This window comes from Acidaminobacter sp. JC074 (genome assembly GCF_022496765.1).
Taxonomy (GTDB): domain Bacteria; phylum Bacillota; class Clostridia; order Peptostreptococcales; family Acidaminobacteraceae; genus JABXKX01.
On sequence record NZ_VANV01000001.1, the window covers coordinates 291,128 to 316,476 of the forward strand.

The following is a 25,349-nucleotide window of genomic DNA, read 5'->3' on the forward strand; positions in this document are numbered from 1 at the left end:
TACTCTTAAATCAAAGCTTGCGTCAATGTAGATTCTTGCGCTTAAGACGAATATTTTGCTCAAAAAATAAAAATAGAACTGATTAAACAGTTCTAAGATATTGCATGAGATTTTACCGACGTATCGTATATCTTTGTAGATATTGTCGTATACTCATAAAATGCATTTGGATATTCCAATGTTTTTACTATTTTACTGATACTTGAGTAGTGGATATTAAAAGATAATATAAAGCCACCGAAGAAAATCTGTGTAATAAGAACCGGTCCAGCAAGTGCATATAGACCTGTTGCTACAAGGAAGTTGATTGCCATCACCATTAAAATTGGATAGCCTTCTAACTTTTGTACATCAACTGCAGTCAACTGCTTTTGCGGCACAACTTTTGGCTTTAAAGTCTTATAATAAGCTTGTGGCTGATAACCTAGTAGCAAGGCTAACTTTTCTTGTAACCACACCTTAAAATAACGATTGATAAACATAACCAGTAAAGTCCAGTACATGAACATGATACCGCCAGCTACCAAATCATAAATATACCCTTTGAACGTAAAAAAGTAAACAATTAATGGAATAATCATAAGATAAACCCACTTAGTATATCTTACTCGATAATCACTAACTAATTTCATTTATAGCCCTTCTTTCTAAAAAGTATCATACCATATTTTAGAAAGATATAAAAGCAATCATATGTTTCCTATTTATTCTGACAGAACATGTTCAGTTGAAAAGCTTGCAAATCCAAGAGACTTTGCAAGTCTTATGGAAGGAAGATTGTCTTTATCCACCAAATAAACTGGGAGTATGTCATGGTCTAAACACCAATCTACACATGAAGATACCAGCATTTTTGCATATCCCTTATTTCTATGTTCAGGTTTAACATAAACCACTATATTTCCACCACCAAAATCTATGTCACTTATCATACCATAGGCGACATTTTCTCCTGATACAGTTACAACAAAACGTCTGCCTTGATCTAAGATATCTTTATAGCTTTGAATGACATGTGCTCTTTTTTGACTATCAAACTTATCTAAGTCGTCATAGGTATAGACACGAGATAAGTTGACTTGAGTTCTTTTATATGACTCAAGGCCCATCCTGTAAAAGCATCTGTACTCGTATTTATCTCTCATATGTTCAAAACTCTCTTTGATGGTATCTTTCACATCAAATGATCTCAAATTAGAAGATACAGAATAGAAATCTTTGCCATCAATTTGAGTGGCGATGACTCTGTAATAATAAGATCTATTGAGTGGTTTATCTCTTTGCTCTGAAAAAGCCATTTCAGAACCATCGTATCCAAGATACTTGTGATAATAAGATTGGTATTTCATCAAAATCCCTTTCTAATCACATATAACTTGATGATTTTCATTTGCCTTTGCCTCAAAACACATTTTGATTTGCTCGTACGTGTTTCTTGTCACCGATAGTTCAGGCAGATTATCAAGTGGAAAAAAGCCACTTTCACTTGTTTCAATATTATCTACATGATCGCCTCTGATATAGTCACAATCTACAAAGATCTTATAAATGGTAAAAGGATAGTCATCTTTAACATGTTTGTTTCTATCAATAATAGCAATCACTTTATTGGGTTTTACGACAGCACCCGCTTCTTCATGAGATTCTTTGATGATGTTATCGTAAACACTCAGACCAATATCTGCCCAACCCCCTGGCATAGACCATTTGCCATCTAACTTCTCTTTTACTAGAAGAATCTTGTTATCTTTAATAATGCTTGCCCTAATATCAACTTTAGGTGTTTGATAGCCACTTTCACCAGCAAATAAATCTCTCATCTTTTCTACAGGTATATCTGTGTATTCACTCATGATTTCAACAGATATTTCGCGAATGCGTTCAAACCGTTCTATATCATAAGGATCCTTACAATATGCCAAGGCACTTTGTGACAACATCTGTAATTCTTTCGCCCATTCTAACCATTTTTTCGACATGATTCCTTCTTTCTTGACACTGACCTTACGTCAACTGGTATAATATATTTAAGTGAGGCCTCTATGTTAATTAATGATGTATCTAAGAAGTATCAGATTTCAACAAGAACACTAAGATATTATGAATCTATAGGACTGTATGACCTTTCAAGAAATGAAAACGGCATACGCTTATTTAGTCATGATAAGATTCTAATCTTAGAAGAAATTCTCCTTTACAAGTCTATAGGCTTGCCTTTAAAATCTATAAAAGGTTTACTGGACAAGTCACTATCACTTAAGGAAGTTCTAAAAGACAGACTCAGTCAAACAGACGATGACATCCAAAGACTTCAGTATTATAAATCTATTATGGAATCGATACTTAAAACCTCTGGTTCAAAAGAGATTCACACCAGCACCTTAGATGCATTTCTTAAAGAACAAATCTATCTTAAAGAAGAAAGGTGGCTTTACATGACCCAAAAGAACATCACCATAGATATTGGTAATAACCTTATACCTATTGCTCTTAAAGAAAACACGCCCAATATCTTGACCAGTATTCATGAGTTTAGGTTAGACTTCCATGAAGTCTATGGCAAACCCTTTGAACTCATAAGAATCAAGGATAATCCCGATCTTGAAGATGACGAGTATCAGATTCTCATAAGTGATCATGTCGTCCATAAGGCAAGCTTAAGTGATTTAAGCCCTATCCAACAAATCGACATCATCCTTAGTCAATTAAAAGCATTACTTCTTAAATAATCTAATTATATTGTATGCTAAATATGAGACTATTTACATTTTATTTGAACACTTTAATATAATTTATAGAAAAACATCCCCAGATGAGGATGTTTTTATTAGTTTCTTCTTTCTACCAAATAATAGATGGTTGGAATAACTGTTAAAGTTAAAAGTGTCGATACCAAGAGGCCTCCAATTAAGGCAATAGCCATAGGAGAGAAGAAAGAACTTTGAGCTAAGACCAAAGGTATCAGTCCAAAAATAGTTGTGATTGAACTCAAAAGAATCGGCCTCATGCGTTTTTCTACAGAATCTTCACAAGCTTCTCTAACATCCATGCCCTCTTCTCTAGCCCTGTTGATGTATTCAATTAAGAGAATTGCATTGTTAACCACTATACCAAAGAGACTGGCTATACCAAGCCCTACTGTAAATGTAAATGGTGTATTTGTCATTAAAAGCGCAAGTATGACACCGATAAAAGACAATGGAATACTGGCAAGGATAATAAATGGTTGTTTGAAAGAGTTAAACTGAATCATTAAAATAACGTATACTACTATTAAAGCTGCTAAACCTGCTGATATAAGACCTGTCAAGTATTTAGACATGGTGTCACTATCTCCTCCATAGACCACTTTGATATCTTTGGTATCGATATTTTCATTTATGAAAGCTTCAATTTCCGCTTGAATATCTGATGAAGAAACACCTGGTCTTGCATCGGCTGTAACAGAAACTAAAGTGTTTCTATCATATCGCTTGATAGCTGTCAGTTCCTCTTCTAGTTTTACATCTGCAAACTGCTTAACAAGTATTTTTTCTCCCGTGTGTTGTGATTTTATAGGTAGATTTAAAATATCATCTAAAGAAGAAATATCTGAAACAACACGTATATTATACTCTTCCCCATCTACCTTCATGATGGAAGCATTGTTACCGTTTAAGGCCAAGTTAATCTGATATTGAATATCGTACTTTGTTAAGCCAAAAGTAGTTGCTAAATCTTGATCTACATCTAAAGCATAAACATACTTGTACATAATATTGTCGTTTTGTACATTTATGGTACCATTAATATCTAAAAGCTCCTCATAGACCAAGCTAGAAGCGTCATTTAACGTTGTTAAATCTTTTCCTGATAATCTTATTTCTATGGCCGGTCCTGGCACATTTATCTCCAATAGGTTGGCTGTAGCATAACCACCAACAAGTTCACTATCAAACTTATCTTGCAAATAAATAGCCAGTTCCTCAGCTGTGTTAAACCTGCCACTTTTTTTCAAGTCAAACTGACTCAAAATCTGGGCTTTATCATCTGATGGTGTGATAATATCTGCGGTCATGTAGAAACGAGGCAATCCCCCACCAACAGAACTGGTCATACTGGTTATCTCTGGTTCATTGGATAACATTTCTTCTACAGACTTTACAAATTCCTCATTTTTTTCAATGTCTCCACTGACTTCACTTGTTAAAGAGAAGTAGATAATGTTTTTATCAATATAAGGAAACATTCTAATCTCAAGTAGCGTCATCGTTCCCATTACAATTAAGAAGATTATGATAGTTACTGCCAATGCTGTTTTAGGTCGATTTAAGTTGATATTCAACAGCTTATGATATTGTTTCTTTATTCTAGAAAGACTATCCTTATTTTTGTCTGACTTATGAAAGAACTTACTTGCAAGAGCTGGTGTTACAAGCATGGCAACCACAAAAGATGCAATCAAGGATATCATCACAACTTGAGGAAGTGATTTGGTAAATACACCTGCTTCTCCTGGTAATACCACCAAAGGTGCAAAAGATGCTATGGTTGTTAAAGTTGAAGCAAGAACAGGTATGGCTTGTTCTTTAGTTCCTTGGAAAGAAGCTTCAAACATGCTTAAACCTTCGTTGATTTTTATTTGAACCGCGTCACTTATAACAATGGAATTATCAACTAAAATACCTAAAGCAATAATTAAAGCAGCTATAGATACCTGCTGTATTTCAATGCCTAGTAAAGTCATGGCTATAAATGTTGAAGCAATAGAAAGTGGGATTGTAACAGATACAATCATGGCATTTCTAAGGCCCATGCCAATAAGTACAACAAGAATAACAAAGAAAATACCTTGTAGTAAGTTGATGATAAAATCTGATACAGCACCGTCTACATCTTCAGGTAAAAACAGAACCTCATTGATGCTGATATTGTCTGGCATCTCATATGACATTTGGTCTAATTCGTCTCTTACGTCCTTACCAATTAAAACGACATTTTGATTTTCCATGAAATAGCCTGTTACCAGTACAGCTGGACGACCATCATCTCTAAATCTAAGACTATTGTCCACATAATCAAATGATACACTTGCCACATCTTTAAGTCTTACAACACTGCCAGTGTCCTCAGAAACATATATAATTAATTCTTCTAAATCTCTCTGACTGCTTAGACTGTCTGGTGTTTTCAAGTTGATTTTTCCAGTTTCAGTCTTAATGGCACCAGATGGAATCTCTACATTTTGAGCCCTAATCATATCATAAATATCATTTGTCGAAATATTATAGGCGGCAAGTTTTTCATTGTGTATTTCTATAACCAACTCTTTTTCAACACTGCCTTCAATATCAATTCGTTTGATACCTGGAATAACTTCTAGCTTTTCTTTGTATTGGACTGCAATGTCTTCAAGCTGGTCATATGAATAATCATCGCCACTGACAGAAAGTATCATGCCAGCAGTTTCAGATAACTCTGTTTTGACTTCAGGTGTCCATGCATCACTTGGCAGTTCATTGGCTATTTCATCGATATTTATTCTTAACTGCTCCCATTGTTCTTCATAATCCACTTCATAATTCAGCATGACCATGACAATGGAAGCATTGTCATAAGAAAATGACTTGATATACTCTACACCCTCTAATTCAGCTACAGAGTCCTCAATCTTTTTTGTTATTAAAGCCTCTATATCATTTGCAGAAGCACCAGGATAGGTCGTAATCACTTGAGCTATTGGTGCAGATGTATCAGGATTTTCTTGTTTGGGAATAAAATAATAGGAGTAAGCTCCGAAAAGTAGAACAACTATAGACAAGAAAATCGTTACTTTTCTCTCTTTAATAGCAGCTGCAATAATCTTACTCATTATGATCACCTACAGACTTTACTTTATAACCTTCTGCAAGTACATTGGTACCACTGATAATCAAGTTTGAGCCAGGTTCTAAGTTCTCAACTCTTACCATAGACTCATTAAGTTCTGCTAATTGAACATCAACCCTAGTCGCACGGTTGTCTTTTTCCAAATACACATAGTCTACACCATCATTTAAGATATATGAAATGTCCACCCATACACCTTTGATCATCTGCATTTCAAAATAAACTTTAGCAGATTCTCCAATGAAGAAGTTACCATGATCAATTGTGAGTGCCACTTCAAAGGTCTTGGATTTCATATCAGGCATCATATTGATGTTACTCACAAGAGCATCATACTCTTTGTCATCTACGACAACTTTAGCTCTTGTATTAATATCTATCTGTTTAACATCTTCTGCCGTCATACCAATCTTAACAACATTGTCCTTACTTCTTACAATGACAAGGGGATAACCTTCTGCAATAAGCTCTCCTGGTTCATTTAAGACATCCACAACATATCCGTCGATATCAGCATACAAGCTTGTATCTTCTAAAGTAGACTCTTTATACTTGCTATCAACATTAGCCTGACTCAAGACATTTATAGCCTGATTGTATTCCTTTTGTTTAATGTCTCTTTGTAGCTCTAGTTCATCCATTTGAGCCTGGCTTGCTATACCATTTTCAAATAAGACCTTCATATCCTTATAATTCTTTTCTATATAGTTCAAGGCTTCTTTAGCTTTTGAAACGTCCAGTTGTGCAAGACTAACCTGGTCTGATGAAGCTTCTAAACTTAAATTGTATTCATAATCATCAAGAGTTACCAAGATGTCACCAGATTCAATGGCCTGCCCAGATTCTATGTGAATCTCCTCAATCAAGCCACTTGTCTTCAGGGCATAATTCTTTATCTCCCTCGGTTCGATGTGTCCAATGTAAGATACACGCTCAACCATTTCACTTTCATCTAACCTAGTTGTCGTTACAATCCTCTCCTTGCTTTCAATAACAACTTGCTCCTTGTTACACGCTATTAAGGATGTTGTTATAGCAATTATGACCAAACCCAATGATGCCAATCTTTTAAACATTAATCTAATCCTTTCATAAAGTAGAATCCAACAAACTGAACAATTCTGTCTGACATATCATCTTCTGATGTTGTACATATATGAATAATGCCTTCTGTAAAACTATAGGCTAAATCCTTTGCTAGCTTTTCATCTCCATAGATATACTTAAACTGCGAGGCAATCCAATCTATCATTCTGAATCTAGAGTTCAAAACAAACTCAGCACGATCGTCTTTTAGTAATATCAGTACTGCCAAGTAATCACTTGAGAAAAATTCTAATATTTCACTGATAACTCTTTCAGCGATTTTGCCAGAATGTTCTCTTCTTAGTCTGTCATAGTTCTCAATTGTGAATTCTTGATCCATATCCAACTGGTTGTTGGTTACTTCTGCAAAAATCTTATTGAGCTTTCTATATGCAGAACCTACAATTTCTTCATAAAGGGCTTCTTTATTATCAAAGTAATGATACAAGTTTCCTGGTGTAATACCTGCACCTAAGGCTATTTTTCTTAAAGAACTGTTATCAAAACCCTTGTCAAAAAACTCAAGAACTGCGGTACTCATGATTCTTTCTTTTACTTCTTCTTTTAATACCTGTGCCATAGATCCTCCAATAAATGCATTAGTGTTCATTATTAATTTAAAAGTTTAGAGTAATAATGAACACCATATCATTAATACTCCAATAAAATAGGCATTCAAATAATGAACACCATGTTATTATTAACTATCCATAGTCTAACACCTCATTTTTTTTCTGTCAACGAAGTAAGAAAACTTTATACTTTCATAATAAAAATCTCTGGCATGATGCCAAAAATTTTAGTTTCTTAAGTTACTTATTAAAGGCTTGGAGTACTTTATAGTTGTCTACTGTAAATACACCTTCCCATTCTATCTTGGCTGTCTTATCAAATACTTCCTCGTACTGGCCCCACCTGTGTTTTGTCTTCCAAGTACAATCTTCAGACCTTGACTCTAATAGGTATAAGATATTCTTATCCACAATATCCTTATTTTCTAGATACAGTCTGTGATTTGGACTGGTTATGTACTTAATAGGCTCTGGTGCATAGTTGACCCAGTTAGCAGGGTCTCGGTCTATGACAAAGTAAATAGCCTCGTCAATCTTTTCTGTAAAAGATCTATTGTAGTCTAGACCTATGTACCTTAAAAGCCTACATAAGCAGAGCAGTGTATGTTCTTCAATGTCATTAACCTCTGTTACTAGGATTTCTTCTATCAAGTTATTTAACAGCTGGTCTACATTTAACTGAGTTAAGTGTTTGTATTTATATAAAAATCCAATAAGTGTGGCACTTGGATTCATGGTACCAAAGCCATCTAAACGGTCTTTGTTCCACCATACAGCATGTGGATAGTCCTCTACATCATCAGGTGAAATGGTCCAGTAATTTCTATCATTGATAGTCGCTTCTAAATAGCCAATTATCTCCTTTATAAGGGACTCTGGCACTTCATCGATTTCTTCAAGCACATTAATGGCGAACTCTGTTGCCACAGCAGATGAAGACAGAGTTCTTAAGTCTGCTTCTAAGGCATTACCAAAACCACCATCATCATTTTGATAACTAAGAAGTTCCTTTAGAATTTCATCTGACTTGTTTTCTTCTAAATGACACAGTCTTAAATAATCCAGTTTTCTACAATGCTTTAACAGAAAATCTTTTGCTTTATCCATTATACTCACTCCTTTATTGATTACAGCTTACTGGTATCAATCATCATGCTATCATAGGCAAATGATAAACCTACATATTGGTTTTCTAATACTTTATAGTCATCATAGGACTTGCCCCAGTCCTCTTCTAGATGGGTCATAATTACATGATGGATGTCATACCTGTCTTTAAGGTCCATAATCTGGTCTAAATCAAAGAGCTCTTTTCTCATAAAACTGTCTTCAGGCAAAATATAACCATCTTTAAGTGTCTCTCCTATAACTGTATTACCGATGATCATCACATCTGCACCAAAGAATAGTTCATTGTCCGGAAAAGGTTTAACATCACATGGTGCATAAATCACCTTATGTTTCTTATCTTCAAATACAAAGACACTTGCACCACCTACAGGAATCAAAGTCATGGTAATTTGATCAAAGACTTTCTTATCAAGCGATTGTCTTTTGATAAGGTTTCTCCCCTTTTCATAATAGTCTAGATAAGGACCATACTTACTTTGAATCTTGTTCAAGTCCTCCATCACTTCAGCTCTGGCATAAACATTGATTGGATTATCACACTTGATGTTTAACCCCACATCAAACCAGTTGAGTCTCAGCTGTTCAAATACTCTGAAGCCTAATATATGGTCAGGATCCATATGACTGTAGGCAACTGCTTCTATTTTCTTAATCGAAGAAGCATTAATGGCATGACAAATATCTTCTGGTGTATCAATAAGCAAGTTGATGTCATGAACAAAGATGGATGGACCATAACGACTATAGGGTCTACCCTTCATTCTAGCTTCCTCACAGACTTTACACGAACAAAGTGGTTTAGGCAGTGAGACACATCCCCCACTACCGATTATCTCAATTTTCATTTTCATCTCCTAATAATTTATGTAATAAAACATCTTTACATGTCATGAAGTCATACATGATTTGATAGTGTTCTGTTTCTTCATAATCAATGGCTTTTAAATCATCATCCACACTATAGATCACAGCATCTGGATAAGCCATGATAATGGGTGAATGGGTCGCTATAATAAACTGGGCCCCTTCATTAATAAGTTCATGTAGCCTTGACAACATAGACAGTTGCCTTGTCGGTGATAAAGCAGCTTCAGGCTCATCTAGAATATAAACGCCATTGCCTGAAAAACGGTGTAAAAGAAGAGACATAAATGACTCACCATGCGACTGCTGGTGTAAAGACTTGCCGCCATAGGAATCTATGATAGGCGCGCCATAGCCTGCACCTTCTCTATCCATCTTATCGATATTACTGGCCACATTATAAAAAGACTCTGCTCTTAAGAAATAGCCATTCTTAGGTAACTTAATGCCTTTTGTAATTTTAATATGTTCTGACAAGACTGAATGAGAATCTTCTGTAGAAAAATTAAAATTCTTACCACCACCTTCAGGATTAAAACCATATGAAACGGCAATGGCTTCAAGCAGTGTAGACTTGCCAGAGCCATTTTCTCCAACCAAATAAGTCACTTTAGGGTGTAGCTTAATTGTATCTAATGCCTTTACAGCATTTAAGTTAAAAGGGTAGCGGTCTCTTTCAAAAACGCCTACCAAAGATATTTCTCTAATATATTGATCAAATGCTAACATAATATCACTCTACTTCTTCTCTTAATAAACCATAAATAACCCAGTTGCATATTTTTCCCCTATAAAAATATGCATTTCTAAGCATCCCTTCTTGTCTGTAACCACACTTTTCTGCAAGCTTTCTACTAGGCACATTGTCCTCAGCCGTTAAGAGTGACAGCCTTGTTATGAAAGGGATTGTCTCAAACAAGTAGCTTGAAAAAAGTCTTAAAGCTTGAGTCATATAACCCTTGTTTCTATCTTTACCAGCATAGATTCTATAACCTATTTGGACTTCTTGCTCTGTAGACCTTGAAAAGCTTATGGTGCCCAATTTTTCATCCTGATGGTTGACGATTAAAAGCGTCCCCTTATCTTTAGACCATAGACCATTTTTTTCAAAGTCTCCCCTTAGATTATTGGGATGATAGAGCTCTGTATGGTCTGTTATAGCTCTTATCTCCATTGTATTAAAAGCATCGAAAACCTCTACAACTTCATCAAAGCTACGATACATTCTTAAAGTTACTAAAGATCCCTTTATCATACTTTATCCTTTCAGCTTGTACTCAAAACACTCAGTTTCAAGTGACTGACTGCCTATTTCCAAATATTTTCTAGCAACTATGTTTCCGCCTATCTTTTCATAAAAGGACTTGTTAGGATTATCTTTCAAGGCCCAAATATGCATATAATCATACTCCATAAGACTGGCCTTACAATGATGAACCAACATACTCCCTATACCCTTACATTGCATATGGTCTAAAATATAGATGGCGTATATTTCACCGGTCTTGTCTTTACCTGAACGTTCCTTACCGTAAGCTGCATATCCGACAATTTTATTGTCACATATGGCTACATATGCGCTTGGATTGAAATTATCTTTCTGTCTCTTGATGGCAGCATCTATACCATCTAGTCTTGACTCTAAGAAATCTTGATCGATAATGCTTTTATAGGCTGTCTGCTAAACCGCCACATTTAGCTTAACCACCGCTTCTATATCGCTTCTCTTAATCGGTCTAATCTCTATCATAATACCTCATTTTTAAAAAGCACCTGTAGAAATAAACAGGTGACTTTCTTTTATTATACGCTTACTTAGTTTCTAATCTATATATGACTTAGATATAAACAAATCCTACTTAATGTCTGTATTTGCTATTTAATAAATCTATTAACTTCTGTGTAATTTGATAAGACTTACCAGCACCAAAGACTATCACTATATCTCCTGGTACAAGCTTGTCAGCTATATGTTCTACCAGCTTTTCAAAACATTCTATATAGACCGCATTATGGTTAGATACCTTGTCAACCATAGCTTGTAAATCAATGGGTTCTAAGTGTTTATGAATCTCACGCCCCATATAACTCTTTGTGACGATGGTTTCATCAGCTTTTGAAAAGGCTTGTAAATATTCATCAGGAAACATCTTAAGCCTAGAGATTTGATGAGGTTCTATAATGGCATAGATCTTATGGTCATGATACATCTTTTTAAAGTTATCAATAACAGCTGATATGGCTGTAGGATGGTGTCCATAATCATCATAAACCTTGATACCTCTAATGTTGGCTTTTAACTCAGATCTTCTACCAACACCCTTATAGTTTTTAAAAGCATCTTTAATCTCTTCTTTTGAGATGCCCAAGTACAATGCTGCACTTAACACACCTAAAGAGTTAGAAACATTGTAATCTCCTAAGATACCCAGTTTTACAATATCATCGATGTCCTCGCTTTTCACATGAAAAACCATACCGTCAGCATCATATGAAATTATTTGACCCTTGTACTCCTTGTCAAAAGGAAAATCAAATGACTTATTCAAGTAATAACCGACCAGACGTATCTCTTGATCTTTAATCCAATCTTTCATATCTCCTAAGACTTCTTGAATGCCTCTACTCTCTTCATTAACAATCAAAAGGCCGCCCTCTTTGATACGCATGATAAACTTTCTAAAGGCTTCCTTAAAATCCTCAAAGGTCTCAAAGAACTCAGGATGATCCATTTCAATGTTATTGATAATGGCTATATCCGGTGAATAGTTTAAGAAGTTACAATTAAACTCATCTGCTTCACCTACAAAATAATTAGATTCACCTATTCTACAACCGGCATCCCAGGGTCTATAGATGGTTCCTGCTTGTACACTCGGATCTAGACCACCAGCCTCTAAGGTCAGTCCTGCGAGAATGGTTGTCGTTGACTTACCATGTGTGCCTGCTATTGAAATGACTTTCTTATCCTTTTGCAAATAAAGCCCCATAAACTCCTGCCAAGTCATGACGATTTCTCTTCTTAGACCTTCTAAAAGTTCCGGATGATCAGGATTGATATCAAATATAGCTGGTGAAACAGCCAGTATATCAACATCCTCTAAATGACTTACATCGTGACCAATAGAAAAATTCACATCATGATGTAAAAGTGTTTCTTCATAATTTGTTTCTTGATAATCACAACCAGATACTACAAATCCAGCTGCCTTTGCCAACATGGCTATAGGCGCAATACCACTACCACCAATACCCATGAAATGTACATGTATCTTATGCATTTATCCCCCAATTAAATCTGACTTATTAAAGTACCATACGTGAAATTTAGATATTAGCTTCAGTCCAAGCTTTTCAGCTAAAGACATAGAACCAGAATTATCATCAGTACAATACCAGGCTGGCTTCTTGTTCTCTGAAAAACACCTCTCTAACATGGCACGTCCAAGACCATAGCCAATACCCTTTCTATGGTGTTTTTCATGAACTTCTATAGAAAATTCTAAGGCCGACTCTGTTACATGTTCTGATATACAATAACCTGTAACCACGTGATCTTTAATAGAAACAAATCCATGACCATGAGCAATGAAGGTATTGTAATCCTGCCATGTAGATTCTATGACCTCTCTTATATCTTCAAAACTATCCAGCAGACTTAGATCGACTGAGCTTATATCAAGTATTTGATGATCAGCCTTTACATTGTTCTGTAAAATGTCACCGGTATAGTATAAGACTTCTAAAGACTCTAGATTATTTGCTGGTATGATCTTTTCTTTGATACCATCTAGCTTAGAATCTAGATAGACCACAAAGTCTTCATATTCTGATGATTGGACAGTTCTTAATATAAAATCATAAACCATTGATACATACTCTTCTTCTAAGACTGCATAAAAGCCGTCAAAGCCATTCCATATCACTAGGACTTGTGGATTTTCTTTAGAATCTAAATATAGTTCACCTTTAGATGTCCCTTTTAAAATTGCCTCAATGGCTATAACATCTTCAAAGCCTGAAAAGTAATCTAGATAAACAAGATCTTTTTTTACATGTATCATAGGTTTGCCTTTCTTATATACAGAATTTTCTTACCATTTAAAATAACGCTTCTTAAAATCTATTATAGCATTTAATGTGCTTTTAGTTCCATAAAATATAGAAGCAGTGGCTAATGCCACTGCAAATTATTTTTTAAGTAAGTTTTCTTCTGATGTAAAGTTAGAAATAATACTCTTTAACTGATTGATATTACTCACAACCGTTCTTGATAAATCTTGTGCTTCATTGTATAAACTTTTAGTTTTAGCCTCATCTTTTGAGATGATGGCCTGATTAATTTGACTTACCAAGGCATACAGGTGCGTATGAGGCTGATCAATCAAAGCCCAAACTTTCTTGATTTTCTCATTATGAGGTTTGATGGCCTGATGGAAATAGCCGAAAGTACTTTTCTTTGCATCACTTTGTAGTGCTCTTAAATGGCCACTTTCAACCATCATCTTAAGCTCATTCATCCAAGCCTGGTGGCTCTCAAGAGACCTGTCTAAATGACAAATAACATCTTTATTGGAAATCGTGTGACTACCGTTGTTCAATGGTTCGATTAAGTGATTTGCAATATCAATATACTCCTCACCGATAACATCCAAATCATGTTTCATTCTCTCAGAACTGTGAGCATATTTTTCTAATATCGTACCAAAGTTAGAAATATTAGAGACCTCGTCAGTAATCACATCCATAGAAGCACTTATTTCTTGTGTGGATGCTGTTAGCTCTTGCATAAAAGAAGCAACGCCACCAATAGAAGTCATGATATTATTAACCATTGTTTTGCTCTCATCAAATGATGATGTGATTTGATTGTAATCCTCTGTTAAACCAGAAATAGCCTGTCGGGTTTCCGATACACTCTGAACACTGCTTTGTGATTTAACATCAATTTCTCTAGTAAATGTATTCATTCTTTCTAGCTGTTCTTTAGTATTTTCAGCCAGCTTTCGGATTTCATCTGCAACAACAGAAAAACCTCTTCCTTGTTCACCTGCTCTTGCAGCTTCTATAGAAGCATTGAGTGCAAGCAAGTTGGTTTGTTCTGCAATATCATTAACAGAAGAAACAATAAAACTGATTTCTCCTAACATTTCTTGAAGTGCTTTCATATTTTGGTCAAGCTCTTCTGTGATATTAAGGATATGCTGATTGTTGCCACTCATATTATTTAACTTGCTGGTATTGTCATTGATGTTTTCCGATACTCTTTGACCCGATGTGGCCATCTGATCAATTCTTTGTCTTTGTTCTTCAACCGTCTCTACAATTTCATTGACATGTTGATTTGTAGAATCAGCTGCGTGCATAGCACTGGTCATCAACTCACCTATCTTATTAGAGTCGTAATTGAAGTTATTTGCAAACAAGTCCAGTTGCAAAGAAATGTCCTCAGTTTTAGGAACTGTTTCAATCATCTTGTTATTTACAATTACAATAGTACGCCCTTCAGATAAGCCCAATAACAAGATGTCCTTATAAGCCTTAGTCATCTCATCATCTGTCTTAAAATCTTTTAACCCAAAATAATCAAAGTTTTGATATAGTTTGAGCATTTCTTTCATCTTATTATTTTTTCTACCAAACATACTTCCCCCTTGTATTCACTCAAAGCCATTATATCAAGAAGGAAAAGTAAATGCTATTGTCATTTTGTTTATTTATTTTTTAATACAAATTGTACCCATAAGCTTGATATATATTCTTAGAAACAACTGCTAAGAAGCTATAGCTCAATAAAGTCCCTGTGCAGGATGGCATGCATTTCAAGATCCACATAATGACCATGTTCAAACTCATAATCTCTTAAGGTACCTTCTTTAACAAACCTACTCTTTTGAAGCAGCCTTTGACATCCTGTATTCCTTACGTCAACAAGCGCTTCTACTCTATTATATCCCCAGTCCATAAAGGCCACACTTAGGACTGCCTGGACACATTTGCTCATAATGCCCTTGTTCCAGAACTTGCTATCTAACTTAAAGCCTATTTCTCCTTTTTTATGTTTTTTGTGGTAGCCAAAAACACCGACATCACCAATGTAATTGCCTGAAAGACGGTCTTCAATAACCCATCTCCCCGCATTCATATCGAATAGATCATTAAACCACTTTATATCCGACTTTGCACCCTCATAAGTGGTTTCTGACTCACCGTAAAACGCCATCACCTTTTGATCCTTAATCAACTCATGTAAAAATGGTGCATCGTCCATAGTAGCTTTTCTAAGCCTTATTATTTCATCTTCATAAATACATTCATACATTTTACTTTATCCTTTCAAAGGTAAGATTATTCTTCCTACTACAAATAGTATAGCACTTGATTAGACCAGCTTTTCTTTCAATAATATTACACCCAACTCTTTTCAAAAATAACTATATTTCATGAATACCTGACACTTCATGAAGTAAACTCCAGCTAGATAAACTAAAACTCGCACCTACGGTACGAGTTAAGAATTAAAGTGTTTTCAGTTTGCCTATAAGGTTACTGATATGACCTCTATTAATTGACATTGTATATGGACTTCTCTAAGTTTTTTCTAGTAATTGATCTTGCCATCTCCCTATCATGTGCCTCTCCTGATAATATAAGACCAGTTCTTGCGTTCCAAGATTCAATATACATATCATTGTATTCAAAGATAAGAATCGTCACCTTTTCTAAATCTTCATCAGCATATAGAATTCCTAGATTTGAATTGGCACCTGTATAGTTTTTAATGTCTGTAATGTAATCGCCTTCACCATCTTTAAAAGATATATCCACATCATAATCTCGTTCGAGATATGTAATTCTGCCAATAAACCGACTCTTTCCAATCAAAGGATTAGAAAGCATTCCATCAAAAGTAATGCTCGATTTCTCAAAATAAGTATGATCCGATTCTCGATACAAACCACCTTCATACACCTTATGATAAGGCTTTGCTGAAACCTTAAATGAGTTGACTGTAAAGGCTACAATAACCATAATATACAAGAAGGAAAACAAGATTAACATGTTTTTTCGTTTAGACATAAGACCTCACTTAATATGCGTTATGGACTTCTAATAATATTTTAGATCAGCAACAATACATAAGTAATTTTCTTTGCTATCTTTATAGATGTAAATCATCTTCTCAACACCATTAAACTCATACATAACTAGTTGAGAAGCCCCAACTACTAACTTATCTTTGGCATCTTCTAGTATATGTGGTATAAAGTCATTCACGTTTTTTCCTATTACATCTGTATTCGGATGTAGTAGTATATCAAGATTTTCATCTAACATGTATCCATAACCTGTATCACCAACTTTATAATAAGTTACAAACTCATAATCATCTGGTGAACTTATGATGTTTGCTTCATGTTCGCTAACGATTACCGAACACTCATCCGCAAAGCTTTCTACATAATTTTCTTCTCTATATAGGTTATAAGCATGATTTATGACTACTCCTAAAACTATTACTACAACTAGAACAATTACCAGAACAGGCTTAAACCAACTTCGACTCTCTTTGTCTTTTTTGATCTCTCTAACAGGCTCAACAACTTGATCTTCATCTGGAACTTTTGGCCTTACATAATTGAGTATTAGACCTACCAGTCCTAATAGAATGAATATATGACTCCATTCCAAATCCAAATCAAAAATTGTATCATAACCTAATATATGAAATGTTATTGCAAGCAAAATAGCAAACAATATCAAGGCGATACCTTGTAAGTTTCTCTTCATCATTAATCCTCGTTCACTTCTCTAACTATAAACTATGCCCTTAAACTCATCAGACTCAGTTATATACTCAAACAATCGGTCTCTAGCATACTTATTGGGAAGTGAAAGCTGCATGTCTTTGTCCTTATAATTTAGAACGATATTTACACCATAACTTTTTCTAATAGCATTGATATATTTGATTTCACCTTCAAAGTATTTGACTGAAAAACGTGATTTGTTCACATATACTTTTTCACTGATCAACTGATACAGTAATACAAATGATATACCTATAGCAGGTCCTGTATTTCTATAGTAATCAAAATAAAGCAGAAGAAACTCTCCAATAAAAAGTGTCAGTAAAATAATACTCATCAAGTACCTTTTCTTTTTACTTCTTCCGTATAGGACAGTAAATCCCCTAGGTTCGTAGTACTTGCTTCTAATCCTGGCATCTATTAAGAAATAGATAAAAGGCAGTAGAAACATAACAATAATAATAACCATTAGATCTATATTAGGTATCTTTATATCACCAATAAAATGCCTATTTCTTAAAAGTATCAGTACTAAAACTATTGAAAATGTTATGTAGGTATATTTGATGGCAGTTGCTCTCTTTTTTAATCTTATAAGCTCTTCCATAATCATCTCCTTAAGTATGGATACATGTGATCTGCCCCTTATGTATTTGGTGAACAGTTCCGAAAAACTCTACTTGGTCACCACTTACCAATATGGTGCCATCTTCTTCTAAGCCATAAATAAGACCCTCATAAGACATTGGCAAAACTTCCTTTTCTATATGCTCTGATCTTGATAAATCAAAATGCGGCGTTATGGTCACATCTACAAGACCGATGCCTTTATAGACATAGGATCTTTTTCTCATCTTAGTAAGAGGTAATACCGATCGCTTTGCCATATTTATGGCTCCAGCACTGATGCCTATAATAGGCCCCTTGTGATTAAGAAGTAGGTCATCAAGTTTATTAATTCTCAACTGTTTTCTTAGAGCAAGTGTATCACCACCCATAAGAAATATACATGAGCTAGATTGCAGCCACTCCACTTGCTTGTCATTTTCAACTCTATCATCTATTAATCGATAATCCTTGAAATTGATTCCCATCTTTTTAAACCAGCCATGAATGGCCTTAGAAGCCCCATCATTTCTTTCATGTCTTTGCCACACGGAAGCAATAAAGGTAATAGAAGCAGTCTCTTTAATGACTTTCTTTATTGCTTCTTGAGACGTTTCATAAAAGCCATTTTCCTTATAGCCACTTAATAAAACATAATCACTCATCATCTCTTCCTCATTATATAATCAATAAAGCCTTGTTTGATTCTCTGTCCTTCGTAAAGTCTTTCTACTATTCTTCTTTCTTTAAAGATAAAGTCTAATCCTTGAAAATATTTCTCAGCTTCTTCATAATCAAAATAAGAATGAATGACAGGCTCATCATCCATTTGTTCATATTGATGCTTGCCTAGATGAGGGCCTTCACCACATCTGAAATCATCAACTGACAAGAAGTTTACAAATAATAAACCGCCTGGCTTTAAAACACGTTTCAACTCATTGATGGATTTTTCTATATCCACCTTCATCATGTGAAAAATTGAATTATATGAGTATACAAAATCAAATGAATCATCCTCAAATTGAAGCTTTGTCATGTCACCTTCAAGTACATTTAAAACTTGATTATGATCTTTACCAAAGTCATTAGCTACCTTAACTTGTGACTTAACAATATCAATACCGGTGGTTTTATAGCCATGGCTGTAAAATAAACTCAGAGGAGGCATAGGTCCTCCAGCACCACAATCCAGTATGCTTTTTTGACTTGCCCCTTCTTGTTCACAGTATTCTAAAAACCTGTATAAGGGTGTATGTTTGAATATCATAAATCCTCTCTTTCAAATGTCTTTGGTGGGTTTAGAAGTGGTGAGTACATCATCAGTGCCTTGTTTTCACACACTCTGTGGTCATCTAGTAAGTTCATATTTAGGTCAAACACTTTACGGTCAATGGTATTATGTCTGATGTAAGTCCCCCAGTAGCCCTGTGTAATCTCATGAGACGACTCATAGATTTCATAACTTAAATACCTTGGATGGGTCGACCTAATCTCGCCTATAAGATGCTGTTCATCCACCTTCAACTTAATTTGATAAGTTTCGTTGCTTGTGTTTTTAAACTGAAAATCTCTATAATTATAAACACAAGTCGCACCAGAACCAAAAGGTTGTGTTCTTTTGGAATCTGGAAATACATCATAAGAATGTCGATGTCGTTCAGTTACCTGCAAAGGCGTATGTAGTACCATCCAAAAGAGCATATTAGATAACTGACATAAACCACCACCTACACCTAGTTTATACTTACCATGGTCTAAAACCATGCCATCTACATAACCTTTTCTATAAGTAGGCCTACCAATCAATTGCCAATAAGAGAAGGTCTGATTCGGTTTAATTATTAGACCATCCATACTTTTAATGGCTATCTTGAGATTCTTAATTTTATTGTCATCAATGTATCTGTCTACATCTTTAAGATGCCTTCTAAGGGGCGTCTGGTGTGTAAACACAAGATGCTCAAGGCTATCATCTAAGAGACTTCCCACATAATTTTCTTTTGAAAAAGTCCAGCCTAGATATCTTTTAACTGTATAATACCTTTTCCCCAGAGCTAATCTTAGTTTAGATCGCTTTATAGGCTTTAAATTATTATCCATATTGTTATCCTAGTCTATTATGTTTACAGTCAGAAGACTGTAGACTCTTTTTAGTATAAATACCTTACTTATATTATAACTTAAGGAAATCAGATTTGTTGATTTTTCAAAAATTATCCATAAAAAAAGAGAGTATTTTAACTCACTACAGTTTGCCGCACACTTCTTCTACCCAAATGTAAGCTGGAACCTCTTCTTTTAACACAAATCCCAAAGATTCAGCCAAGGTTTGAGACGCAATCCTATATGGCCATGTACACCAATCAGGTTGAATATCTTGATCCAACAAGTACTTGATAAGGGCCATGGATGCCATCTTTCCATAACCTTTACCTCTGAAATTTTCTAGTGTTTCTACATTGATTTCAGCGTGTCCTTTACCTAACATAAAACCTGCACAGAAACTCACGCTCTTACCTTCTTGATAGATTCTTGCCACAGGATATTCTATAGTTGACCCGTTTTCACTTTCAAATACAATCTCTACCTTATTGTCTTCTAGTCTCTTTTCAAAGACTTCTTTATCCAGTTCAAATATGAATCTCTTGTCCAAGATACCTTTATGACGCTTGAAAACTTGATCTAAAACATTTTGCCATTCAAGTGTCGGTGCAAATAATATGGCTTCTTTCTTTTGATTATTCTTCAGATATGTAAATATTATTTCATCCACCTTATCAAGTACATTCTCAGCTTGAGGATTGCCTGTAAGGTAATGAAAATCAAAAGGTGTAAAAAGTACCATCACCTGTGGATCTGTTTCATCATCCACATATAAGTGACCTTGATACTGACCTTCAAAGTGTGCATAAATAACAGGTACATTATGTGTAAACACATTAAAATCATTCTTATACTTACTTAAATTATTAACTTCTATCATAACTATTCCTTGATGTTATCTACTAAGACACTCAACAACAGTTTTGCCTCATCGCCCTGATAGATACTCAAATCATCCTTATCCTTCATCCCAATCATGCCAATATAATCTAATTTAGAATGTTCGGCATATCGTCTGATACCTTCTTCGAAGACACCAGCACCTTTTTCAATACCATAACCACATGTTGTCACAATACCAATTTTCTTGTCTTGCCATAAGCATGGCCCTTCTACTTCACCATAGTACTTGTTCATCGTGTAAACCATTCTATCGAGCAGGGCTTTCATAGGTGGCGTACAATACCAAGAGTATATTGGTGTAGCCAGTATGATACAATCAGATTTTAAGACACTTTTAAAGATTTCATCACAATCGTCCTCTTTGGGGCATCCAGGTCCATCAAACACATCTTGACAAGTCCAGCATGCTGTACAAGGCTCAATATGTTTGTCCCTTAAAGTGATGTAATCCACTTCAATACCCTCTTCTTCTAAAGACCTTATCAATGTTTTTGTTAACGTCTCTGTATTTCTATCTTTTCTAAAGCTTCCCATTAGAATGCAAACTCTCATTAAGCCTCCGTACTCATACTTGCAATTAAAACATTATCTATTTTTCATATTTTCGTGCTACTTTATAAACAGCACAATTATAATCTTTATTTAACCTCTTCTAAGCTATATGAAACCAACTGATTGTCATAGAATTCAAACGTTAAACTATAGTCCCTACCAACATTTAAACTCATGTCTTTAAATAGCTTGTCTTTTTTTAGTAGATAGAAGTCGTTGTCTACAAGACCTACATCTTCTTTCTGAATACTAAAAACATACTTATCAGCATGATTGTCATCATATAAAAATGTCACCTTCTTGTAGTTCAGTAAAGATTCCCAGCCAAGATAACTTACAACTAAATTATATTCCTTATCAAAAGCATCCTCTAAATAGCTTATGAGTGCTTCTTTATCATCTTCATCACTAGAAAAAGTTATATTAAGAACAACATGCTCATCTCTTAAAGAGGCATAATTGTATATAATCGAAACAAAATTGAAACGGTCTTCTCCAAGAATTACTTCCTCTATATGCGGATATGCTTTTGACCTCTTAGCAAGTACTTCCTCAGTTGCCTTGTCTGGCGTTGTATAATAACCTTTATTAAAAAAATAAGGCTTAGTCCACCTATCATAATGAACATCTTTTCTCGCTTCATAGCCGTCTGCTTCAATATCATGCGATTCAATCTCTAAACGATCTGAAAAGTAGACAGTTATGGAAGGATAATAGTTTTCAAGACTGTAGTGTTTACCATAATCATCTAATATTTTCTTATAGTTTTCAGGATTCGAAATGAATGTTTCAATATCCTTGTACATATTTTCATCAAACTCAATATCCGCATAACTTGTAAAATACAAATACACGAATATACCGCTTTGCGCTTTCATGATTTCATAGTCTTCTATTAAGGTGTACCTCTCTTGAAAATCTTCAAGATAAGCCTCAAACTCTTTTGTTCTTAAGCGAGATACTACTTCACATGAAGTCAATGTCATCAATACGACTAGAAGTAGAATAAATAATGTTTTTTTCAATTACAGCTCCTATGAATATTTCCAGCATCTCTGAAATCCTAATGTGTGATATATTAACCAATATCCATTCAGTATTATTACTTAAACAAAATCAATAATTTCTATCCTAGCATCTCAATTGCTACATTTCTCCAAGCTCCGTTAGAGTGTATGACCCTTCCATACAAGAAAGCGGTCCCATCTCTTTTTTAGAGAACTTCTATTGTCCTCTTTTAAAGCAAGGCCACATGCTTTTCCAATATGATCAACAACATCATCAATGGACATATCATCTGTATGAATATGGCCTGGGAAGAAATCATCTGATAAATGATCAATACATCTATCAATTTGAGCTATGGCCCATGAATTTTTCTTTTCCCCTCTTTTTCTTAACCTCTTATAAAGGGTCTCTCTAGAAGTTCTTAATGTAAAATGATGAAAGTTCTCTTTATCCAAATGATCTGTCATTTCTTTGAAGAAGCCCTTATCTGTCACAGTCATTGGACAAATTAAAATACCATCAAAATTTTCTTCGAAATAACTCAACATCTCAGCATTACAGGTTCTCCAAACACTGTAGTCTTGAAAATCACTCCTCATAATCTTCTTAGGCATATTTGCCCTTATATAAAAACCTGTTCTTTCAGGATCGAAAACATAGGCATTATCCAGTCTTTTCTCAAGTTCAAAGGCTGTTTGAGTCTTACCGCTACCAAAACCGCCATTAATCCATATTATCATTTCTTACTCCATCTCATTTCACAAAATGCATACCTAATTAAGTCTACAACAAATATTCCCAATTTACCATTAAGATAGTCTTAAAACTACCTATCATACAAGCAGATAATGATTTCTAATCCTATCAGAGAACATGGATTCAAACATCATTTACTTTGATTGAACAACCATTCATAAAGTTCAGGATTGTTGTATGTCCTAGTCCATGAGTCGTGTCTTAAGTCAGGATAGACTGTAAACTTAACATTACCACCACATTCTTCTAAAACATCAACCAGTCTTTTAGAAGCTTCTAAAGGTACAACATTGTCTTTTGCACCATGAAAAACCCATACTGGCATATCCTTTAAAATCTCAACAGAGTTTTTATGAACCATGCCTCCACAGATAGGAACAAGCGCTGCAAACTCTTTAGGATGTTTAACTGCTAATGTCCAAGTACCATAACCACCCATACTGAGTCCTGTTAAGTAAACCTTGTTAAGATTCACCTTGTATGAAGCTTTAATAGACTTAAGAAGTTCATAGAGTTCGTCCATCAACATGCCCCAGTTGGTGTTTCTAGGACATTGGGGTGAAACAACAATTGCATCTAGGCTGTTTGTTTCAAGATACTTAGGTAATCCTTGCGTCTTAAGATAAGCCAAATTGTCCCCAACTTCACCTGCACCGTGTAAGAATAAAATTAAAGGCCACTCATCTTTTTTATCATAATCATCTGGTAGATAAAGCAGATAATCTAAAGAAACTTTTTTCAGTATTTCTTTTTCAAATGTCATATTTTTTTGCATAACTTTCCCCTTTATAATATAGTCAACAAGTCTTTAGTCCTTGAAATGCACATATCAATGTATGCATGATAATCATGACCCTCTTCATAACGATTGATAAAATGTCTTGTCAAAAGTGTCGTCATACCAAGTGTTTTGGCACCCCTTAGTTCATCAGAACCACCATCTCCTATAAAGATGCATTCGTCTGGCTTACATCCTAATCTTTCGAGAGCTGTTTGGTAAATCATTGGATCTGGCTTTAAACAACCTACTTCATATGAAAATATGGTTTCATCAAATAAACCAGCTAAAGGCGATGTCTGCCAGTGCATAACATCTATGCTATCGGCATTGCTGACAATAGCCAGTTTATAACCTCTGTTTTTTAAGACTTCTAATGTCTCGATCACTTCAGGCTCGACATCTTCCACAGCTCTCTTAAAGCGCTTGATTCTAATGTCCACCAAGTCTCTTATCATGGACTCACTTGCCTTTACAGATGTAAGACCTACAAGTTCTTCTAAAATAGATTCAGGATCTAAATTCTTTCCTGAGGCTCTTTTTTTATACAAACCTTCATGAGCAGTAATCTCATTCCACCTGTTTTCACTAATAGAAAGAAGATCATACTCATTAGCACCTTTAGTGTATTTCGGCACAATCAGTGTGAAAAACAAATCAAATAACAATGCTTTTTTCTTCATGTCTACCTCTCTAAAAGCCCAGCTCTTTATTAATCAAATAGACTTTCATACGACCTTTTGTATTTTGTCCTCTTATAATCGACAGATAATTACAGACTCTTACACCTTGATGACATGTATCACAGGACATTTCCATGCTACAAGGTGATGCTATTTTAGCACGTTTGGCATTTTTAGGTGTCGCCACATTTAATACTCTTTTGATACCAGCTTGTTCATTTAAGGTCAGCTTGTTGATACCCACAAGAACCAAGACCCTATCAGGTCCATATGTCATGGCAGCTACCCTGTTACCACTATGGTCAACATTAATTATTTTGCCGTCTTCTGTAATGGCATTAGAAGATGTGATGTAACAGTCAGACAAAAGCGCCTGTTTCTTAAGCTTTCGTACTTGGTCTTTATCTTCTGAAAGAGTCTTATCATAAACTACTTTACCTAATTTTAAAGCCATATCACTTATCTCGTAATGCTTTAATGTTTGAGAGTTTCCAATACCTATTGTCTCATGTTTTCTCATCTCATTTTCAATAGACACCAATAAATCTTTTTCTGACTCAAAGTATTTAAACTCAATATTTCTATCTTCAAAATTATTCTTAATATCATTCAATCTCAACTTGAT

The 25,349-nt window shown here is 34.9% G+C and carries 29 protein-coding genes; 1 reads left to right on the top strand and 28 read right to left on the bottom strand.

Annotation, left to right across the window (positions count from 1 at the left end):
- Positions 1-92: 92 nt before the first annotated feature.
- The 3 genes from EZV73_RS01385 to EZV73_RS01395 all read right to left on the bottom strand — a co-directional run bounded on the left by EZV73_RS01385 (position 93) and on the right by EZV73_RS01395 (position 1,979).
- Complete coding sequence (locus tag EZV73_RS01385; RefSeq protein ID WP_240837596.1) at positions 93-632, bottom strand: hypothetical protein; 540 nt, start codon at positions 630-632, stop codon at positions 93-95.
- A 72-nt stretch (positions 633-704) separates the two neighbouring features.
- Positions 705-1,349 carry a GNAT family N-acetyltransferase gene (locus tag EZV73_RS01390; RefSeq protein WP_240837598.1) on the bottom strand — a complete coding sequence of 215 codons (645 nt, stop codon included), beginning with the start codon at positions 1,347-1,349 and terminating at the stop codon, positions 705-707.
- Between the two features lie 12 nt (positions 1,350-1,361).
- Positions 1,362-1,979, bottom strand: a complete 618-nt coding sequence (locus EZV73_RS01395; protein WP_240837600.1) for an NUDIX hydrolase — start codon at positions 1,977-1,979, stop codon at positions 1,362-1,364.
- Between the two features lie 63 nt (positions 1,980-2,042).
- Between EZV73_RS01395 and EZV73_RS01400 the strand changes: the two genes are divergently transcribed.
- On the top strand, positions 2,043-2,729 hold the full coding sequence (locus tag EZV73_RS01400; protein WP_240837602.1) for a MerR family transcriptional regulator: 687 nt from the start codon (positions 2,043-2,045) through the stop codon (positions 2,727-2,729).
- Between the two features lie 98 nt (positions 2,730-2,827).
- Here EZV73_RS01400 and EZV73_RS01405 read toward each other — a convergent pair whose 3' ends face one another.
- The 25 genes from EZV73_RS01405 to EZV73_RS01525 form a co-directional block, all read right to left on the bottom strand.
- Positions 2,828-5,851, bottom strand: coding sequence for an efflux RND transporter permease subunit (locus EZV73_RS01405; protein WP_240837605.1), 3,024 nt, complete (start codon positions 5,849-5,851; stop codon positions 2,828-2,830).
- Positions 5,844-6,944 (bottom strand): efflux RND transporter periplasmic adaptor subunit, encoded by a 1,101-nt coding sequence (locus tag EZV73_RS01410; RefSeq protein ID WP_240837607.1) that lies wholly within the window; start codon positions 6,942-6,944, stop codon positions 5,844-5,846. Before EZV73_RS01410 ends, EZV73_RS01405 begins: the two co-directional genes overlap by 8 nt.
- The gene (locus EZV73_RS01415; RefSeq protein WP_240837609.1) at positions 6,944-7,534 is read right to left on the bottom strand and encodes a TetR/AcrR family transcriptional regulator; all 591 of its coding nucleotides are present in this window, start codon (positions 7,532-7,534) and stop codon (positions 6,944-6,946) included. The genes EZV73_RS01410 and EZV73_RS01415 overlap by 1 nt, the downstream gene beginning before the upstream one ends.
- A 232-nt stretch (positions 7,535-7,766) precedes the next feature.
- The gene (locus EZV73_RS01420) at positions 7,767-8,633 is read right to left on the bottom strand and encodes a hypothetical protein (protein ID WP_240837611.1); all 867 of its coding nucleotides are present in this window, start codon (positions 8,631-8,633) and stop codon (positions 7,767-7,769) included.
- A gap of 20 nt (positions 8,634-8,653) precedes the next feature.
- Complete coding sequence (locus EZV73_RS01425) at positions 8,654-9,502, bottom strand: MBL fold metallo-hydrolase (RefSeq protein WP_240837613.1); 849 nt, start codon at positions 9,500-9,502, stop codon at positions 8,654-8,656.
- Positions 9,492-10,250: an AAA family ATPase gene (locus EZV73_RS01430; RefSeq protein WP_240837614.1), complete on the bottom strand. Its 759-nt coding sequence runs from the start codon at positions 10,248-10,250 to the stop codon at positions 9,492-9,494. The genes EZV73_RS01425 and EZV73_RS01430 overlap by 11 nt, the downstream gene beginning before the upstream one ends.
- A gap of 4 nt (positions 10,251-10,254) precedes the next feature.
- Positions 10,255-10,776 (bottom strand): GNAT family N-acetyltransferase, encoded by a 522-nt coding sequence (locus EZV73_RS01435; RefSeq protein ID WP_240837615.1) that lies wholly within the window; start codon positions 10,774-10,776, stop codon positions 10,255-10,257.
- A 3-nt stretch (positions 10,777-10,779) separates the two neighbouring features.
- Entirely contained in the window at positions 10,780-11,184 is a 405-nt protein-coding gene (locus EZV73_RS01440) for a GNAT family N-acetyltransferase (RefSeq protein ID WP_330636926.1), read from the bottom strand.
- Between the two features lie 196 nt (positions 11,185-11,380).
- On the bottom strand, positions 11,381-12,802 hold the full coding sequence (gene murC, locus EZV73_RS01445) for a UDP-N-acetylmuramate--L-alanine ligase (RefSeq protein WP_240837616.1): 1,422 nt from the start codon (positions 12,800-12,802) through the stop codon (positions 11,381-11,383).
- Positions 12,803-13,585, bottom strand: coding sequence for a GNAT family N-acetyltransferase (locus tag EZV73_RS01450; RefSeq protein ID WP_240837617.1), 783 nt, complete (start codon positions 13,583-13,585; stop codon positions 12,803-12,805).
- 126 nt (positions 13,586-13,711) lie between these two features.
- The gene (locus EZV73_RS01455; RefSeq protein ID WP_240837618.1) at positions 13,712-15,166 is read right to left on the bottom strand and encodes a methyl-accepting chemotaxis protein; all 1,455 of its coding nucleotides are present in this window, start codon (positions 15,164-15,166) and stop codon (positions 13,712-13,714) included.
- A gap of 137 nt (positions 15,167-15,303) precedes the next feature.
- Positions 15,304-15,843, bottom strand: coding sequence for a GNAT family N-acetyltransferase (locus EZV73_RS01460; RefSeq protein WP_240837619.1), 540 nt, complete (start codon positions 15,841-15,843; stop codon positions 15,304-15,306).
- Between the two features lie 242 nt (positions 15,844-16,085).
- Positions 16,086-16,601, bottom strand: coding sequence for a hypothetical protein (locus tag EZV73_RS01465; RefSeq protein WP_240837621.1), 516 nt, complete (start codon positions 16,599-16,601; stop codon positions 16,086-16,088).
- A gap of 30 nt (positions 16,602-16,631) precedes the next feature.
- Positions 16,632-17,312 (bottom strand): hypothetical protein, encoded by a 681-nt coding sequence (locus EZV73_RS01470; protein ID WP_240837622.1) that lies wholly within the window; start codon positions 17,310-17,312, stop codon positions 16,632-16,634.
- Between the two features lie 21 nt (positions 17,313-17,333).
- The gene (locus tag EZV73_RS01475; RefSeq protein WP_240837623.1) at positions 17,334-17,939 is read right to left on the bottom strand and encodes a hypothetical protein; all 606 of its coding nucleotides are present in this window, start codon (positions 17,937-17,939) and stop codon (positions 17,334-17,336) included.
- A 10-nt stretch (positions 17,940-17,949) separates the two neighbouring features.
- Complete coding sequence (locus EZV73_RS01480) at positions 17,950-18,603, bottom strand: Type 1 glutamine amidotransferase-like domain-containing protein (protein ID WP_240837625.1); 654 nt, start codon at positions 18,601-18,603, stop codon at positions 17,950-17,952.
- Complete coding sequence (locus tag EZV73_RS01485) at positions 18,603-19,208, bottom strand: class I SAM-dependent methyltransferase (RefSeq protein ID WP_240837627.1); 606 nt, start codon at positions 19,206-19,208, stop codon at positions 18,603-18,605. The genes EZV73_RS01480 and EZV73_RS01485 overlap by 1 nt, the downstream gene beginning before the upstream one ends.
- On the bottom strand, positions 19,205-20,041 hold the full coding sequence (locus tag EZV73_RS01490; RefSeq protein ID WP_240837629.1) for a VanW family protein: 837 nt from the start codon (positions 20,039-20,041) through the stop codon (positions 19,205-19,207). The genes EZV73_RS01485 and EZV73_RS01490 overlap by 4 nt, the downstream gene beginning before the upstream one ends.
- A 145-nt stretch (positions 20,042-20,186) precedes the next feature.
- Positions 20,187-20,924 (bottom strand): GNAT family N-acetyltransferase, encoded by a 738-nt coding sequence (locus EZV73_RS01495; protein WP_240837631.1) that lies wholly within the window; start codon positions 20,922-20,924, stop codon positions 20,187-20,189.
- A gap of 2 nt (positions 20,925-20,926) precedes the next feature.
- Positions 20,927-21,499, bottom strand: a complete 573-nt coding sequence (locus EZV73_RS01500; protein ID WP_240837633.1) for a flavodoxin family protein — start codon at positions 21,497-21,499, stop codon at positions 20,927-20,929.
- 86 nt (positions 21,500-21,585) lie between these two features.
- Positions 21,586-22,524: a hypothetical protein gene (locus EZV73_RS01505; RefSeq protein ID WP_240837635.1), complete on the bottom strand. Its 939-nt coding sequence runs from the start codon at positions 22,522-22,524 to the stop codon at positions 21,586-21,588.
- A 141-nt stretch (positions 22,525-22,665) separates the two neighbouring features.
- Entirely contained in the window at positions 22,666-23,247 is a 582-nt protein-coding gene (locus tag EZV73_RS01510; RefSeq protein WP_240837637.1) for an AAA family ATPase, read from the bottom strand.
- A 146-nt stretch (positions 23,248-23,393) separates the two neighbouring features.
- Complete coding sequence (locus EZV73_RS01515) at positions 23,394-24,038, bottom strand: prolyl oligopeptidase family serine peptidase (RefSeq protein ID WP_240837639.1); 645 nt, start codon at positions 24,036-24,038, stop codon at positions 23,394-23,396.
- 11 nt (positions 24,039-24,049) lie between these two features.
- Entirely contained in the window at positions 24,050-24,724 is a 675-nt protein-coding gene (locus tag EZV73_RS01520; protein WP_240837641.1) for an HAD family hydrolase, read from the bottom strand.
- A gap of 10 nt (positions 24,725-24,734) precedes the next feature.
- Entirely contained in the window at positions 24,735-25,343 is a 609-nt protein-coding gene (locus EZV73_RS01525; protein ID WP_240837643.1) for a lactate utilization protein, read from the bottom strand.
- Positions 25,344-25,349 lie beyond the last annotated feature (6 nt).